Raw genomic sequence first — 15,296 nt, 5'->3', positions numbered from 1 at the left:
GATCCTGTAGTTGAGTCAAAGCCTGGGATATTAGCAGTCTGTGCCGATAATTCAGCGCGCAGCGTGCAAGAATCAAGACTTGCCTTAAACTTGCACCGTCAAACACAAGCCATGGACCGCTCAATGATTAACGCCAAGCTGCTGCAAATGGTCGTCAATGCCTCCAACGATGGGATCGTCGTTGCCGAGCGTGAGGGCAAGGACAAACCGCTGATCTACGTCAACCCTGCGTTCGAACGCCTGACCGGCTACACCCTGGACGAGATCCTTTATCAGGACTGCCGCTTCCTCCAGTCCGGTGACCGTGACCAGCCGGCACTGATGGCCATTCGTGAAGCCCTCGACAACGGCGGCGCATGTCGCGAGATCCTGCGTAACTACCGTAAGGACGGCACTCACTTCTGGAATGAGCTGTCACTTTCGACGGTGTACAACGAGGCGGACAGGCAAACGTATTTCGTCGGTGTGCAAAAAGACGTCACCACTCAAGTCAAGGCGCAGCAACGCGTCGCCCAGTTGGAAGCGCAGTTGGCCGAGCTTAAAAACGAGCTCGCGGCGCTCAAGGCGACGAGTGGAATTAACAAACTGTAAAAAACGCGGTCTTTAGAGCGATAATGGCTCTTTAATGCCTCAGCCTTGAGCTAGATCAATGCACCGCGACACGCTTTTGACGCAGGACGAACTGGACTTTATCCAGGACATGCAGCACAACCCGCAGCTCAATCTGCGGGATGCGTGGTCGAGCCTGACGGTTAATGGCGGCGCGCAGATTCGTGATTTGCTCACGCGGCTGGCCGCTCACGACCAGGTCACCATCCAGGCGCAGTTCGACAACCAGCAACTTACCTTCCCCCTGCGCTTGGTGGAAGATGAGTTTCATGCGGTGCATCTGCGCCTGGGCGTGCCGAGCATTTTCGAAGACGGGCCGATGATCCGCCCGTGGCGCCTGGCCCTTGAAGCGCCCGTGGCGTTGGAAAACGTCAAGGGCTACCCCAGTGCATTGTGGGTGCACGAAATATCATTCAAGGGTGTACTGGTAGAAGTGCGCGGCCGGGCAAAACCGCCCAAGACCTTTTCCCTGTGGTTCAGCCCTTCCGGCTACGAACGTATCGCGCTTCGCGGCACGCTGGAGCGGGAAACTGCCCGAGGCCTGTTCGCTTACCGCCTGAACCAGAGTGATGCAGATGAGACCGAGCGCCTGCGCCAGTTCATTCTGCACCAGCACCGCCTGGTTCATCCCCATGTGCACGCCTGAGTTCAGGTATCCAGGCGACCGCTGAGAAACTGCTGCAAGCGGCGCTGCATCAAACGTCCGTCATTGCCCAGGCAACCTATCGATGAGCCTGCCAGGCTGTGCTCGGCGAGGTCCGAGGCATCGCCAGCCAACAGCAACGGGCAATTGAGCGTCAATGCCAGGCGACTGAGCCGCGAAGGCAGTTCTGCACCCGGAGAATGGTTGGAAAACAGCACCAGGGCTTGTGGCCGAGTTCTCTCGCAGACCAGCGTCAACTCATCGAGCGGTTGGCCAACACCCAGGACTTTTACCGCGAGCTTGTCGCTGGATATCAACAAACCCGCGACCAACAGTTCCAGCTCACGGCACTCCCCGGCAATGGCGGCCAGCAACACCCTCGGCGCCGGTGAAGCACAGGCCAATTGCAGCCGTTGAGCGGTGCGCGAACGCAGGAAGTTGTCGAAAAACAGCCATTCGCTGGCTTGGCCAAAACGCCCCTGGTGACGCAGCAGTTGCTGCCAGAGGGGCATCATGATGTCCTGAAAGACGACGGTGGTTGAATAAGCGCTGAAGATTTGTCCGTACAACTGCCCCAGTTCACGATCATCAAAAGCGCTGATGGCCACCCGCAGTTGCGCCTGCCACTGCTGCCATTCCAGTTCGATATCGCTGCGTGACGCCGTGGCCACCTCGCCGGGCCGTTGATCACGCGCCAGGATCTTGCCCACTTTGCTCACCGCTACGCCGCGTTCGATCCAGTCAAGAATGCGATGAACCGTGTCGATATCGGTGCTTGAGTACAGCCGATGCCCACTTTCGGTGCGAGTGGGTTGAATCAAGCCATAGCGACGCTCCCAGGCACGTAAAGTCACCGGGTTAACGCCTGTAAGTCTTGCCACTTCACGAATTGGAAACAGCACTTCGGCGTCAGCGTGACTATCAGGTGATGCTTCAAGAGACGGAGCTATGATTTGGGACATCAGCTGTCAGCAATATCCATATGGATTTGGATCCTATTTAACGCCCATTGATGCCCATGATTCAAGATCTACGGCGATCCATCCGAAGTTTCTGGCGTATTTCGGCAAAACAGGAATAATCCTTGCCTGTTTTTTACGTCGCTGCAGCACCCCGCAGCCTCGTTCGTGCGCCGCTTACCCGGCCCAGCGCACTCGATACCTGGAGATACACCATGTCTACCTCACCCGTCACGTTGATGGTTGCGCGCCGCGTCGCCAAAGGTCGCTACGAAGAATTGATGGCTTGGCTGCGCGAAGGCGAGCAATTGGCCACTGACTTCCCGGGTTACCTGGGTTCCGGCGTACTCGCCCCGCCACCCCATGATGATGAGTTCCAGATCATCTTCCGCTTCGCCGATGAGAAAACCCTGCACGCCTGGGAATTTTCAGCCTCGCGCAGCGCCTGGCTGAGTCGCGGTAGCGAGCTGTTTGCCAACCCTTGCGAGCGTCGTGTCAGCGGTATCGATGGCTGGTTTGGTGCCGTAGGGGCACGCCCGCCGCGCTGGAAACAGGCGGTCGCGATTTGGCTGGCGTTCTTCCCGGTGTCATTGTTGTTCAACTTCGGTCTCGGCCCGCTGCTTGGCGAGTTGGACCTGTTCAGCCGTGTACTGGTCAGCACCGCCGCCCTGACGCCGCTGATGGTTTACCTCTTTATTCCGCTCTCGACGCATCTGTTGGCGAACTGGCTGCACCCCTCGCCACCGCGCAAAGTCACCGAAGCCGCCGTATGAGCACAGGGGCCGGGTCGCTGGTATAGTTTGCGTCTGCCAGCGACTTGAGCCTCCCATGATTGCAACCCACGCACCGATCCTGATCACCGGTGCCGGCCAGCGCGTCGGCCTGCATTGTGCCGAGCGCCTGTTGGATGATGGCTACTCGGTGATTTTCAGTTACCGCAGCGAACGCCCAGGCGTGCAGGCGCTACGTGAACGAGGGGCCATCGGCGTATTTGCCGACTTTTCCAGCGAAGCCGGGATTCTTGCCTTCATCGCGCAGTTGCAAACCCATACCCAAAGCCTGCGTGCGATCATCCACAATGCTTCGGCCTGGGTCGCAGAAACAGCGGGCGACGAAAGCCGCGCGTTTATCGATATGTTCAGCGTACACATGCTTGCGCCGTACCTGATCAACCTGCATTGTTCACCCTTGCTGCAACGCTCGACACCTGCCGATATCGTGCACATCAGCGATGACGTGGTGCGCAAGGGCAGCCGTCAGCACATCGCCTATTGCGCCACCAAGGCCGGCCTCGACAGCCTCACGCTATCGTTTGCCGCGCAGTTCGCGCCGCTGATCAAGGTCAACGGTATCGCGCCGGCCATGGTGATGTTCAACGAAGGCGACGACGCGGCCTATCGCGCCAAGGTCCTGGCCAAGTCGGCCCTGGGCATCGAGCCCGGGCCTGAGGTGATCTACCAGAGCGTGCGTTACCTGCTGGACAACCCCTATGTCACCGGTACCACCCTGACCGTCAACGGCGGGCGGCATATCAAGTAAGCCGTTTGCGAGGATGTTGTATGACCCTTTCCCTGCCCCACCACTACCGCGAAATCCTCAAGGGCCTGGGCGAAGACCCAGAGCGCGAGGGCCTGCTCGACACGCCCAAGCGTGCCGCCAAGGCCATGCAGTACCTGTGTCATGGCTACGCGCAGAACCTGGAAGAAATCGTCAACGGCGCGCTGTTCGCCTCCGACAATGACGAGATGGTGATCCTCAAGGACATCGAGTTGTACTCGTTGTGCGAGCATCACCTGCTGCCCTTTATCGGCAAGGCGCACGTGGCCTATATTCCGACCGGCAAGGTGCTGGGCCTGTCTAAACTGGCGCGCATCGTCGACATGTTTGCCCGGCGCCTGCAGATCCAGGAAAACCTTACGCGGCAAATCGCCGACGCCATCCAGGACGTGACCCAGGCCGCCGGCGTGGCAGTGGTGATCGAAGCCAAGCACATGTGCATGATGATGCGCGGCGTGGAGAAACAGAATTCAACCATGAACACCTCAGTGATGCTCGGCGCCTTCCGCGAATCGAACACCACGCGCATGGAGTTCCTGCAATTGATTGGACGGAGCAAGTAGCAATGCCACAACTTCAACCAGGCATGGCGCGCATCCGGGTCAAAGACCTGTGCCTGCGCACTTTTATCGGCATCAATGAGGACGAAATCCTCAACAAGCAGGATGTGCTGATCAACCTGACCATCCTGTATGCCGCCCAGGACGCCGTGCGCGACAACGATATCGACCACGCCTTGAACTACCGCACCATCACCAAGGCGATCATCGCCCATGTGGAAGGCAACCGCTTCGCCCTGCTGGAGCGCCTGACCCAGGAATTGCTGGACCTGGTGATGAGCAACGAATCGGTGTTGTACGCCGAGGTGGAAGTCGACAAGCCCCACGCGCTGCGCTTTGCCGAGTCGGTTTCGATCACTCTAGCCGCCAGCCGCTGATACTAAGTGAGCCCTATGAACGACCAACAACGCCTCGAACTTGAAGCTGCCGCCTTCCGCCGGCTGGTGGCCCACCTGGACAGCCGAAAGGATGTACAGAACATCGACCTGATGAACCTGGCCGGCTTCTGCCGCAACTGCCTGTCCAAGTGGTACAAGGCCGAGGCCGACGAACGCCAGATCGAGGTCAGCCTCGATGACGCCCGTGAAGTGGTGTACGGCATGCCCTATGCCGAGTGGAAAGCCCAATACCAGCAAGAAGCCAACGCCGACCAACAGGCCGCGTTCGCCAAAGGAAAGCCCCATGACTGATCTGAACACCCTGCGCGCCAGCCTCAACAGTGGCGAACACGTCTTTGCCGACACCCTGGCCTTTATCGCCGACGGTTACGACTACCAGCCACAAGCGTTCACCAATGGCGATGTGGAAAACGCTGCCGGGCAGAACGAAGGTTCGTGCAAGACCCTGGGTTTGGCGTTGCTGGAAGGCTTGAGCGATCAGGAAGCGTTGCTGGCGTTTGGAGAGCACTACCGGTCGGTGGTGGCGACGCCTGAGGGCTGTGACCATGGCAATATTCGGGCGTTGATTGCCCATGGGTTGGATGGGGTAAAATTTGCCGCGCAGCCCCTGGCTCGCAAATCCTGAGTCAAATACATATCCAAATGTGGGAGGGGGCTTGCTCCCGATAGCAGGTTTCAGCCAAGTATTAGTTGGCTGACACACCGCTATCGGGAGCAAGCCCCCTCCCACATTTTTTTGCAGCGTTGTTTAGAACGAAGCGTCCTTCAAACCATCGAGGTAGCGCTCGGCATCCAGGGCCGCCATGCAACCGGCGCCGGCCGAGGTGATGGCCTGGCGGTAGACGTGGTCAGCCACGTCGCCGGCAGCGAAAATGCCTTCGATGTTGGTCGCGGTAGCATTGCCTTCGCGGCCGCCCTGCACCACCAAGTAGCCATCTTTGGCTTCCAGCACGCCTTCGAACAGCGAGGTGTTCGGGGTGTGGCCGATGGCGATGAATACACCGTCGACTTTCAATTCGTCGAAGCTGCCATCGTTGTTCTTCAGGCGCGCACCGGTCACGCCCATGTTGTCGCCCAGGACTTCATCCAGGGTGGCGTTGAGCTTGAGGATGATCTTGCCTTCTGCCACACGGGCATGCAGCTTGTCGATCAGGATCTTCTCGGCGCGGAAGGTCTCGCGACGGTGAACCAGGGTCACAGTGCTGGCGATGTTGGCCAGGTACAGCGCCTCCTCCACAGCGGTGTTACCACCACCGACCACAGCGACCGGCTTGTTGCGGTAGAAGAAACCGTCGCAGGTAGCGCAGGCCGAAACCCCCTTGCCCATGAACGCTTCTTCCGATGGCAGGCCCAGGTAACGAGCACTGGCACCGGTGGCGATGATCAGGGCGTCACAAGTGTAGACGCCACTGTCGCCGGTCAGGCTGTAAGGCTTCTTGGAGAAGTCGACCTTGTTGATGTGATCAAACACGATCTCGGTTTCAAAGCGCTCGGCGTGCTCTTTCATACGCTCCATCAGCACCGGGCCGGTCAGTCCGTGGACATCGCCCGGCCAGTTGTCGACTTCGGTGGTGGTGGTCAACTGACCGCCCGCCTGCATGCCGGTGATCAGCAGCGGCTTGAGGTTGGCCCGGGCAGCGTAGACGGCAGCGCTGTAACCGGCAGGGCCGGAACCGAGAATAATCACTCGCGAATGGCGGGTATCAGACATGACTCGCTCCTATCGACCGCCCGGACTACAAGGCGGCTGGAATAAAAAAGGGACCACGAAGCACTTGGGGAAGGCTTGAACTCGCAGGCCCTGAAAATAATGGGTGCAGCGTATCGAGGGGGGCAAGATTAAGGAAATACGGAATAACAATCCAGCTCATAGGTGGTCTCTATGCAGTCGGCCCGATTAATCGACGCCATTGCTCCCCCTAATGTTACTGATGATGTCGCCGCTTTCGCCCACGATACAAAGCCGGTAAGGTCGGCGCGTTCGTCATCCTGCTCGGAGTTCACCATGCCCGCCCCCGCTCTTTCCGGTCCGCAATACCTGCGTGAAGGCCTCAAACTGGTGTTGAGCCCTGGCTTGCGCTTGTTTGTGCTGCTGCCGCTGGCGATCAACCTGGTGCTGTTCGTCGGCTTGATCTATTTCGCCGGCCATCAGTTCAGCCTGTGGGTCGACCATCTGATGCCGACGCTGCCCAGTTGGCTGAGTTTTCTGAATTACCTGTTGTGGCCATTGTTTGTGGTGTTGGTGGTGCTGATGGTGTTTTTCACCTTCACCATGCTCGCCAATATCATCGCAGCGCCGTTCAACGGCTTTCTCTCGGAGAAGGTTGAAGTGGTGGTGCGCGGCACCGATGACTTTCCGGCGTTCAGTTGGGGTGAGTTGATCGCCATGGTGCCGCGTACCCTGGCCCGGGAAATGCGCAAGCTGGGCTACTTCCTGCCACGAGCTATCGGACTGTTTATCTTGTCGTTCATTCCAGTGGTCAACCTGATCGCTGCGCCGCTGTGGTTGCTCTTTGGCGTATGGATGATGGCAATCCAGTACATCGACTACCCGGCCGACAACCACAAACTGGGCTGGAACGAGATGCTCGCCTGGCTGCGCCAGAAGCGCTGGCAGAGCATGAGCTTCGGCGGCGTTGTCTATCTAGTGCTGCTGGTGCCGGTGGTCAACCTGCTGATGATGCCGGCGGCAGTCGCCGGGGCGACGTTGTTCTGGGTGCGTGAGCAAGGTGCCGAGGCGATGACGCAGCAGGCCGTGACCCCGTCATAAATCCATCATCACTCAGACACAATGGCGACATGGCCCGCGGTGACACTGTGGGTCATGACGACAGCCTCGCTTCACATCACCCTCATTACCGAAACCTTCCCGCCGGAAATCAACGGCGTGGCCAATACCCTTGGCCGCCTGTGCGAGGGTTTGCGCTCGCGTGGTCATCAGGTCGAACTGGTGCGTCCACGCCAGGGCGCTGATCAGAGCCGACCGAGTGACGATCAACTGCTGCTGTGCCGCGGCTGGCCATTACCCGGTTATCCAGGGCTGCAATGGGGCCAATCGTCGATGCGCAAACTGCTCAGACGCTGGAGCCGCCAGCGCCCGGACGTGTTGTATATCGCCACCGAAGGGCCGTTGGGTTTATCCGCTCTGCGTGCGGCGCGGCGTTTGGGAATCAGTGTTGTCAGCGGCTTTCATACCAACTTCCAGCAGTATTCGAACCAGTACGGCTTGAGCCTGCTCAGTCGCATGGTCACCCATTACCTGCGCTGGTTTCACAACCGATCGAGCCTGACCCTGGTACCAAGCGCCAGTCAGCGCCTGGAACTGGAGCGTCGGCATTTTGAGCGCCTGGGGATGTTGGCCAGAGGCGTCGACAGCCAATTGTTCCACCCCGCCAAACGCGACAGCGCTCTGCGGGAACGCTGGGCATTGAATAATGAGCAAATCGCAGTGCTGCATGTAGGGCGGCTGGCCCAGGAAAAGAACCTGGGCCTGCTCAAGCGCTGTTTCGAGACCTTGCAGAACAGATACCCCATGCGTCAGATGAAACTGATCATCGTCGGTGATGGACCACAACGAGCAATGCTGGAAAAGGACCTTCCCGAAGCAATTTTCTGCGGTGCCTTGCGCGGTGAAGAACTGGCTCGTCATTACGCGTCCGGCGATGTGTTCCTGTTCCCCAGCCTGACCGAAACCTTTGGCAATGTGGTACTGGAGGCCATGGCGTCAGGGTTGGGGGTGGTGGCCTACGACCAGGCTGCCGCCACACAGCATATTCGTCACGGTTACAACGGGGTGCTGGCGATGCCGGGTGACGAAAATGCGTTTTGCGACGCCGCCAATTGGCTGCTGGAGGACGCGGAAAGTTTACGCCGTATGCGCCTCAATGCGCGTCAACACGCGAGCCGCCAGGGCTGGCCAGCGATTGTCGAACAGTTCGAGCAGCAGTTACGAGGTGTGTGTGGGGAACATTTTATCGTCCCAACACAGCCGCACGCAGGCTGAAGACTCAGCAATGACTGTAAGTCACTTCACCTGCCTGACAGACGAGCCCCCGAGTAATGGTCCAGGCGTTAGGCTTTTTCGCGCCAGAGCGCCTGAATAAGCGCCCCCACACAGGATATTTCTGGAACGCCGCAGGATTTATCACCACCCACATGACACCTGTCTTATCAGGGGTGTCTTTTACAGATCGCACCCAAGAGGCAGGCATTCATGATGGAAACTTAAGAGATAACTATGTCGACACTGATAAACGAATCCATGGTTCCACGGTACCCGACTACCGATACCTTCAGCCAGAGGCCTACGGGGCCCGACAATGGCTGGTACCGCCCGCAGCAACCCCCACGTCCCGACTACGGCTGGCATCGCCCGCAGCAACCTACACGTCCCGACTACGGCTCGCATCGCCCGCAGCAACCTACACGTCCCGACTATGGCTGGCATCGTCCGCAGCAACCCACACAACCCGATTATGGCTGGCATCGTCCGCAGCAACCCTCACAACCCGATTACGGCTGGCATCGTCCGCAGCAACCCTCACAACCCGATTACGGCTGGCATCGTCCACATCAGCCCACACGCCCCGACTACGGCTCGCATCGTCCACAGCAACCCACACATCCATACGACCAAACCCTGACGCAGCCAGTACGCCCCTATTGATCAGCCAACCCCGGGAGATACGGAACATGTCAATTTATGGAATGGGTGTACGCAATGGCGTCAACATGCCAACCGCGCAATGGACCCAGCAGCAACAATGGCTGGATCAAGCCCGTGCTGAACCGCCAATCTACGGCCAGCCTGGCCATAAAGACACGCTCAAGACTGATCACAGTAAAGAGTTGAATATGCGACCAGAGTATTAATCGCTAAAGAGAAGAAACTCCCTGTGACGCTCACAGGGAGTCCAGCCGTTTACACCAGAGTGGTCAACGCGTCGCGACTGAAGGGCAAGATGTCCCCTTCGCGCCCTTCGCGCACCTTCACGGCCCAATCCGGGTCCACCAGCAGCGCACGCCCTACGGCCACCAGGTCGAACTCATCGTTATTCAGGCGCTCCAGCAGCTTTTCGAGGCTGGCAGGTTGCGCGACCTTGTCGGTGTTGACCATAAATTGCAGGAACTCGCCATCCAGGCCAACACTGCCCACGGTGATAGTCGGCTTACCCGTGAGCTGACGCGTCCAGCCAGCAAGGTTGAGGTCGGAGCCTTCAAACTCCGGCTCCCAGAAACGGCGAGTGGAGCAGTGGAAAATATCTACGCCGGCCTCAGCCAATGGCTTGAGGAACTCACCCAGCGCCTCAGGGGTTTGCACCAGGCGTGCGGTGTAGTCCTGCTGCTTCCACTGCGAGAAACGCAGGATGATCGGAAAATTCGGCCCTACAGCAGCACGGGTGGCCTCGATCAGCTCAATGGCAAAGCGCGAACGGTTGGCCAGGCTGCCACCGTATTCGTCGGTGCGCTGGTTGCTGCCCTCCCAGAAGAATTGATCCACCAGGTAACCGTGGGCGCCATGGATTTCTACACCGTCCATGCCGATCGCCTGGGCGTCACTGGCAGCTTGGGCGAAGGCGTTGATCACGTCCCTGATGTCCTGTTGCGTCATACCGTGCACAACCACGTTGCCGTCCTTGAGCTTTTCCATCGGGCCATAAGCAGGCACGCTGGCATCAGGCTCGGTGCCAATACGGCGCACGCTACCCACATGCCACAACTGCGGGACAATCTTGCCGCCTTCGGCGTGTACCGCGTCGACCACTTTCTTCCAGCCGGCCAGCGCGGCCTCACCGTAGAAATGCGGGACGTTGGGGTAGCCGTTGGACGCCCGGTGATCGACCACGGTACCTTCAGTGATGATCAGGCCCACACCGGCCGCCGCACGACGACGGTAGTACTCGATGACCTTGGAGTTGGGTACACCACCCGGAGAGAACGAACGGGTCATGGGCGCCATGACCACGCGGGTCGACAGTTGCAGTCCACCGAGTTGGAAGGGTTTGAACAAGGCTTGGACAGGCATGGAGCACTCCACCAGGACGGGATTTATGACGCGGATAATATGGCGAGTGTGCAGTGCTTAGTAGCACTATTGATCTGGGTGATTAAAGGGGTAGAAGTAGCCGAATACCTGTAGGAGCGAGCTTGTTCGCGAAGAATCCGGGAACACGCGTTAAGTCAGGATCAACGCGTTATCGTTGGCGATCTTCGCGAGCAAGCTCGCTCCTACAGTGGGTGTGTTTCAGCTCAGGGCTTTTTCGATGGCCTGCATGATAGTCGGGTCGTCCGGGGACGTACGCGGCGAGAAGCGCGCGAGTACCCGGCCATCTTTACCCAACAGGAATTTCTCGAAGTTCCAGGTGATGTCCCCTGGAAACTCGGCGCCCTCACCTGCCAGCAAGCGGTACAGCTGATGACGATCCGGGCCGTTGACCTCGAGCTTGCTGCCCAGGGGAAAACTCACCCCGTAGTTCAGGCTGCAGAACTCGCGGATCTCTTGTTCGGTCCCCGGCTCCTGGCCTGCAAACTGATTGCACGGCAAGCCGAGCACCGTGAATCCCTGGTCTTTGTATTGCTGGTAGAGGTTTTCCAACGCTGCGTATTGCGGGGTCAAACCACATTTGGACGCCACATTGACCACCAGCACAACCTGGCCCTTGAAGGGCGCCAGCGGTAGCTCTTGTCCGTCCAGGGCTTTGAGTTTCAGATCGTGGAAAGCACTCATGACGAACTCCAGATATCCCATATTCTTTGCATTGCAGCTCTCGGAGCTTACAACCGGCGAGTCTGCAATCATAGACGCCGGTGACAAAACTCGCCTGCAGGTTACTGAGCGGTCGGCCAGGGCAGAATCGGAATCGCCGTCACCGCGTTCTGCGGGCTGCCTTCGATCAGGCGGTCGCTGTAGACCAGATACACCAGGGTATTGCGCTTCTTGTCGAGGAAACGCACCACCTGCATGGTCTTGAACACCAGGGAGGTGCGTTCCTTGAAGATTTCGTCCCCGTCCTTGAGTTCGCCCTTGAAATGGATCGGGCCAACCTGGCGGCAGGCAATCGAGGCCTCAGCGCGGTCTTCGGCCAGGCCCAGGCCGCCTTTGACGCCGCCGGTCTTGGCACGCGACAGGTAGCAGGTCACGCCGTCAACCTTGGGGTCGTCAAACGCTTCGACCACAATCCGGTCGTTAGGGCCGACAAACTTGAACACCGTCGAGACCTGGGCGATTTCTTCGGCCGAGGCCAGCAGTGGCATGAGCAATAACAGGCCGAGTAATCCCTTCATTACACGCATCGGGTATTCCTTTCGTTTAAACCAGGATGAGGTTATCGCGGTGCACCAGCTCCGGCTCCGCCATATAGCCCAAGAGTCCGACAATAGCGTCAGACGATTGTCCAATAATCTTCTGCGCCTCAAGGGCGCTGTAGTTGGCCAGGCCACGGGCAATCTCACGACCGTCCGGCGCGACGCAAACCACCATTTCGCCACGGCGGAAGCTGCCCTGCACCAGCTTGACGCCCACCGGCAGCAAGCTCTTGTTGCCTTGGGACAACGCCGAGACCGCGCCCTCATCCAGCACCAGGGTGCCACGGGTTTGCAGATGCCCGGCCAGCCACTGCTTGCGCGCCGCCAGCATGCCGCGTTCCGGCGACAGCAGCGTACCGATGCGCTCACCGGCCTTGAGGCGATCCAGCACGCGCTCCAAGCGCCCACCAACGATGATGGTATGGGCACCGGAACGCGCAGCCAGGCGAGCGGCGCGCAGTTTGGTCTGCATACCGCCACGGCCCAGGGCACCGCCGACACTGCCGGCGACCGCATCCAGTGCGGGGTCATCGGCGCGGGCTTCGTAGATCAACTGGGCATCGGGGTTGTTGCGCGGGTCGGCGTCGAACATGCCGTCGCGGTCGGTGAGGATCACCAACAGGTCGGCTTCCACCAGGTTGGCCACCAGCGCAGCCAGGGTGTCGTTGTCGCCGAAACGGATTTCGTCTGTGACCACGGTGTCGTTTTCATTGATGACCGGGATGACCTTGAGCTCCACCAAGGCGCGCAAGGTGCTGCGGGCATTGAGGTAGCGCTTGCGGTCGGACAGGTCGTCGTGGGTCAGCAGGATCTGCGCCGTGTGGCGGCCGTGCTCGGCAAAGCTGGACTCCCAGGCTTGCACCAGGCCCATCTGGCCGATGGCCGCGGCGGCTTGCAGTTCGTGCATCGCGCTGGGTCGCGCGGTCCAGCCGAGGCGGCTCATCCCGGCGGCAACAGCCCCGGACGACACCAGCACCAACTCGACACCGGCCTCATGCAAGGCCACCATCTGCTCGACCCAGACGCTCATGGCTGCGCGATCCAGCCCCTTGCCATCGGCCGTCAGCAACGCACTGCCGATCTTCACGACCCAGCGCTGCGCACCTGTCACTTTGCTCCGCATCATCTTCAACCTTAGAGTGAGGGCCGCGCGACCCAGCGCCGCCCATAACGTTATACCCGGATACCAAAACGCCGCTCCAGGGAGCGGCGTTCAAGTTTATCGCAACGAATCAATCGCGCACGTAAATGATTTCCGGACCGTCTTCATCATCCACGTCTTCTTCGTCCCAATCATCGTCGCCGATGTCATGGACCGACTTCACGCCGCTGCGGCGCAGGGCACGCTGGTCGTCCAGGGCCTGCAACTGGGCACGGGCTTCGTCTTCGATCTGCTGGTCAAGCTCGGCAAGCTCGGCCTTGAATACCGGGTCGGCCGCCAGGCGGTCGGCTCGGTCTTCCAGGTAACGCATGATGTCGCGGGTCAGGCGTTCGGTGCCTTCTTTGGCAATGGCCGAGATCACATAGACCGGGCCTTCCCATTCCAGGCGATCGACGATTTCCTTGACGCGCTCTTCGTGCTCTTCCTCAAGGATCTGGTCGCACTTGTTCAGGACCAGCCAGCGATCACGCTCGGCCAGGGCCGGGCTGAACTTGGTCAGCTCGCTGACGATCACTTCGGCGGCATCCGCAGCGCTGGTGTCATCCAGCGGCGCCATGTCGACGAGGTGCAGCAGCAAACGGGTGCGGGACAAGTGCTTGAGGAAGCGAATGCCCAGACCAGCACCGTCGGAAGCCCCTTCGATCAGGCCAGGAATGTCGGCAACCACGAAGCTCTTCCAGCGGTCGACGCTGACCACGCCCAGGTTTGGCACCAGGGTGGTGAACGGGTAGTCGGCGACCTTCGGCTTGGCGGCCGATACCGAGCGGATGAAGGTACTTTTGCCGGCGTTCGGCAGGCCCAACAGGCCCACGTCGGCGAGTACTTTCATTTCCAGCTTCAGGTCACGCTGTTCGCCCGGCTTGCCCGGCGTGGTCTGGCGCGGCGCACGGTTGGTACTGGACTTGAATCGGGTGTTACCCAGGCCGTGCCAGCCGCCCTGCACAACCATCAGTTTCTGGCCGGCCTTGGTCAGGTCGCCAATCACTTCCTGTGTCGCGGAATCGATGATCGTGGTGCCGACCGGTACGCGCAGTACCAGGTCTTCACCTTTTTTGCCGGTGCAGTCGGTGCTGCCGCCGTTGGAGCCACGCTCGGCATCGAAGTGCCGGGTGTAACGGTAGTCGACCAGGGTGTTGAGGTTTTCGTCGGCCATCATGTAGATGGAGCCACCGTCACCGCCGTCACCGCCGTTCGGACCACCGTTTTCGATGAATTTTTCGCGACGGAAACTCATGCAACCGTTACCGCCGTCGCCTGCTTTTACTCGGATGGAAACTTCATCAACGAACTTCATAACAAAACGCCTCTCGCCGCATGGACGAGCTTAAGAAACCAAGACATAAGACTCTTGCAAAAATGAGCGCAGCGACCTCAATCAGCGACCGCAAACTTGCGCCTGAGCTCATCACAAACAGCTTTGCAAGAGACTCACTCCACAAACGAAAAAGCCCCGTCGCAAGACAGGGCTTTTCCAGCGATCTCGCAATTAAGCTGCGACAACGCTCACGTAACGGCGGTTGAACGCGCCCTTTACTTCGAACTTGATCACGCCTTCGATTTTAGCGAAGAGGGTGTGATCTTTACCCATGCCAACACCGTAACCGGCGTGGAATTGGGTGCCGCGCTGACGCACGATGATGTTGCCCGGAATGATTTTCTGGCCGCCATACATCTTCACGCCAAGGCGTTTGGCTTCTGAGTCGCGACCGTTACGGGTACTACCACCAGCTTTTTTGTGTGCCATGAGTCAATTCTCCTAGTGAGGAATTAGGCTGAAATTAAGCCTGAATACCGGTGATTTTGATCTCGGTGTACCACTGGCGGTGGCCCATACGCTTCATGTGGTGCTTACGACGACGGAACTTGATGATGCGGACTTTATCGTGACGACCTTGGGAGATCACTTCAGCCACAACGGTAGCGCCAGCAACAACTGGAGCGCCGATGTTCACGTCATCGCCATTGGCGACCAACAGAACGCGATCAAAAGTAACGGATTCGCCAGTAGCGATTTCCAGTTTTTCGATCTTCAGGTATTCACCTGGGGCGACTTTGTATTGCTTGCCACCAGTAACAATTACTGCGTACGACATGGTATTTCTC

The 15,296-nt window shown here is 59.1% G+C and carries 21 protein-coding genes; 12 read left to right on the top strand and 9 right to left on the bottom strand.

The window, feature by feature from the left end; translation table 11 throughout:
• Positions 1-123 precede the first annotated feature (123 nt).
• Positions 124-591 (top strand): PAS domain-containing protein, encoded by a 468-nt coding sequence (locus tag E4P01_RS24280; protein WP_216092086.1) that lies wholly within the window; start codon positions 124-126, stop codon positions 589-591.
• Positions 592-649: 58 nt separating this feature from the next.
• Positions 650-1,255 (top strand): hypothetical protein, encoded by a 606-nt coding sequence (locus E4P01_RS24275; protein WP_216092087.1) that lies wholly within the window; start codon positions 650-652, stop codon positions 1,253-1,255.
• A 2-nt stretch (positions 1,256-1,257) separates the two neighbouring features.
• Here the strand turns inward: E4P01_RS24275 and E4P01_RS24270 are convergent, their stop codons facing one another.
• Positions 1,258-2,214 (bottom strand): MerR family transcriptional regulator, encoded by a 957-nt coding sequence (locus E4P01_RS24270; RefSeq protein ID WP_216092088.1) that lies wholly within the window; start codon positions 2,212-2,214, stop codon positions 1,258-1,260.
• Between the two features lie 212 nt (positions 2,215-2,426).
• Between E4P01_RS24270 and E4P01_RS24265 the strand changes: the two genes are divergently transcribed.
• The 6 genes from E4P01_RS24265 to E4P01_RS24240 are packed head-to-tail and all read left to right on the top strand — an operon-like array spanning position 2,427 to position 5,351.
• Positions 2,427-2,984, top strand: coding sequence for an antibiotic biosynthesis monooxygenase (locus tag E4P01_RS24265; RefSeq protein WP_032879547.1), 558 nt, complete (start codon positions 2,427-2,429; stop codon positions 2,982-2,984).
• Between the two features lie 58 nt (positions 2,985-3,042).
• A complete protein-coding gene (gene folM / locus E4P01_RS24260; RefSeq protein WP_216092195.1) occupies positions 3,043-3,750 on the top strand; it encodes a dihydromonapterin reductase in 708 nt (235 codons plus the stop codon).
• 20 nt (positions 3,751-3,770) lie between these two features.
• Positions 3,771-4,331, top strand: a complete 561-nt coding sequence (gene folE / locus E4P01_RS24255) for a GTP cyclohydrolase I FolE (protein ID WP_005791285.1) — start codon at positions 3,771-3,773, stop codon at positions 4,329-4,331.
• Positions 4,332-4,333: 2 nt separating this feature from the next.
• Positions 4,334-4,705 carry a dihydroneopterin triphosphate 2'-epimerase gene (gene folX / locus E4P01_RS24250; protein ID WP_032857710.1) on the top strand — a complete coding sequence of 124 codons (372 nt, stop codon included), beginning with the start codon at positions 4,334-4,336 and terminating at the stop codon, positions 4,703-4,705.
• 15 nt (positions 4,706-4,720) lie between these two features.
• Positions 4,721-5,017 (top strand): DUF1244 domain-containing protein, encoded by a 297-nt coding sequence (locus tag E4P01_RS24245; protein ID WP_032879544.1) that lies wholly within the window; start codon positions 4,721-4,723, stop codon positions 5,015-5,017.
• Positions 5,010-5,351: a HopJ type III effector protein gene (locus E4P01_RS24240; protein WP_078822278.1), complete on the top strand. Its 342-nt coding sequence runs from the start codon at positions 5,010-5,012 to the stop codon at positions 5,349-5,351. Before E4P01_RS24245 ends, E4P01_RS24240 begins: the two co-directional genes overlap by 8 nt.
• Positions 5,352-5,474: 123 nt before the next feature.
• Here E4P01_RS24240 and trxB read toward each other — a convergent pair whose 3' ends face one another.
• On the bottom strand, positions 5,475-6,437 hold the full coding sequence (trxB, locus tag E4P01_RS24235; protein WP_003194076.1) for a thioredoxin-disulfide reductase: 963 nt from the start codon (positions 6,435-6,437) through the stop codon (positions 5,475-5,477).
• A 294-nt stretch (positions 6,438-6,731) separates the two neighbouring features.
• Here trxB and cysZ point away from each other — a divergent pair, with 294 nt between their 5' ends.
• The 4 genes from cysZ to E4P01_RS24215 all read left to right on the top strand — a co-directional run bounded on the left by cysZ (position 6,732) and on the right by E4P01_RS24215 (position 9,598).
• Positions 6,732-7,496 carry a sulfate transporter CysZ gene (cysZ, locus tag E4P01_RS24230; RefSeq protein ID WP_078822280.1) on the top strand — a complete coding sequence of 255 codons (765 nt, stop codon included), beginning with the start codon at positions 6,732-6,734 and terminating at the stop codon, positions 7,494-7,496.
• A gap of 54 nt (positions 7,497-7,550) precedes the next feature.
• Positions 7,551-8,729 (top strand): glycosyltransferase family 1 protein, encoded by a 1,179-nt coding sequence (locus E4P01_RS24225; protein ID WP_216092089.1) that lies wholly within the window; start codon positions 7,551-7,553, stop codon positions 8,727-8,729.
• Between the two features lie 234 nt (positions 8,730-8,963).
• Positions 8,964-9,392: a hypothetical protein gene (locus E4P01_RS24220; protein WP_248130150.1), complete on the top strand. Its 429-nt coding sequence runs from the start codon at positions 8,964-8,966 to the stop codon at positions 9,390-9,392.
• 26 nt (positions 9,393-9,418) lie between these two features.
• Complete coding sequence (locus E4P01_RS24215) at positions 9,419-9,598, top strand: hypothetical protein (RefSeq protein ID WP_216092090.1); 180 nt, start codon at positions 9,419-9,421, stop codon at positions 9,596-9,598.
• Between the two features lie 49 nt (positions 9,599-9,647).
• Here E4P01_RS24215 and E4P01_RS24210 read toward each other — a convergent pair whose 3' ends face one another.
• The 7 genes from E4P01_RS24210 to rplU form a co-directional block, all read right to left on the bottom strand.
• Complete coding sequence (locus E4P01_RS24210; protein WP_032879538.1) at positions 9,648-10,751, bottom strand: NADH:flavin oxidoreductase; 1,104 nt, start codon at positions 10,749-10,751, stop codon at positions 9,648-9,650.
• A gap of 219 nt (positions 10,752-10,970) precedes the next feature.
• Positions 10,971-11,453: a glutathione peroxidase gene (locus tag E4P01_RS24205; protein ID WP_216092091.1), complete on the bottom strand. Its 483-nt coding sequence runs from the start codon at positions 11,451-11,453 to the stop codon at positions 10,971-10,973.
• Between the two features lie 101 nt (positions 11,454-11,554).
• Positions 11,555-12,019 carry a CreA family protein gene (locus E4P01_RS24200; RefSeq protein ID WP_216092092.1) on the bottom strand — a complete coding sequence of 155 codons (465 nt, stop codon included), beginning with the start codon at positions 12,017-12,019 and terminating at the stop codon, positions 11,555-11,557.
• Positions 12,020-12,035: 16 nt separating this feature from the next.
• Positions 12,036-13,154: a glutamate 5-kinase gene (gene proB / locus E4P01_RS24195; protein WP_005791305.1), complete on the bottom strand. Its 1,119-nt coding sequence runs from the start codon at positions 13,152-13,154 to the stop codon at positions 12,036-12,038.
• A 109-nt stretch (positions 13,155-13,263) separates the two neighbouring features.
• A complete protein-coding gene (gene cgtA, locus E4P01_RS24190; protein WP_005791308.1) occupies positions 13,264-14,487 on the bottom strand; it encodes an Obg family GTPase CgtA in 1,224 nt (407 codons plus the stop codon).
• Between the two features lie 192 nt (positions 14,488-14,679).
• Positions 14,680-14,937: a 50S ribosomal protein L27 gene (rpmA, locus tag E4P01_RS24185; RefSeq protein ID WP_003176049.1), complete on the bottom strand. Its 258-nt coding sequence runs from the start codon at positions 14,935-14,937 to the stop codon at positions 14,680-14,682.
• Positions 14,938-14,971: 34 nt separating this feature from the next.
• Positions 14,972-15,286 (bottom strand): 50S ribosomal protein L21, encoded by a 315-nt coding sequence (gene rplU / locus E4P01_RS24180; RefSeq protein WP_003176051.1) that lies wholly within the window; start codon positions 15,284-15,286, stop codon positions 14,972-14,974.
• Positions 15,287-15,296 lie beyond the last annotated feature (10 nt).

The sequence above is a fragment of the Pseudomonas sp. NCIMB 10586 genome, assembly GCF_023127895.1.
Lineage (GTDB): Bacteria > Pseudomonadota > Gammaproteobacteria > Pseudomonadales > Pseudomonadaceae > Aquipseudomonas > Aquipseudomonas synxantha_A.
This window is presented reverse-complemented; position numbering and strand designations above follow the sequence as displayed.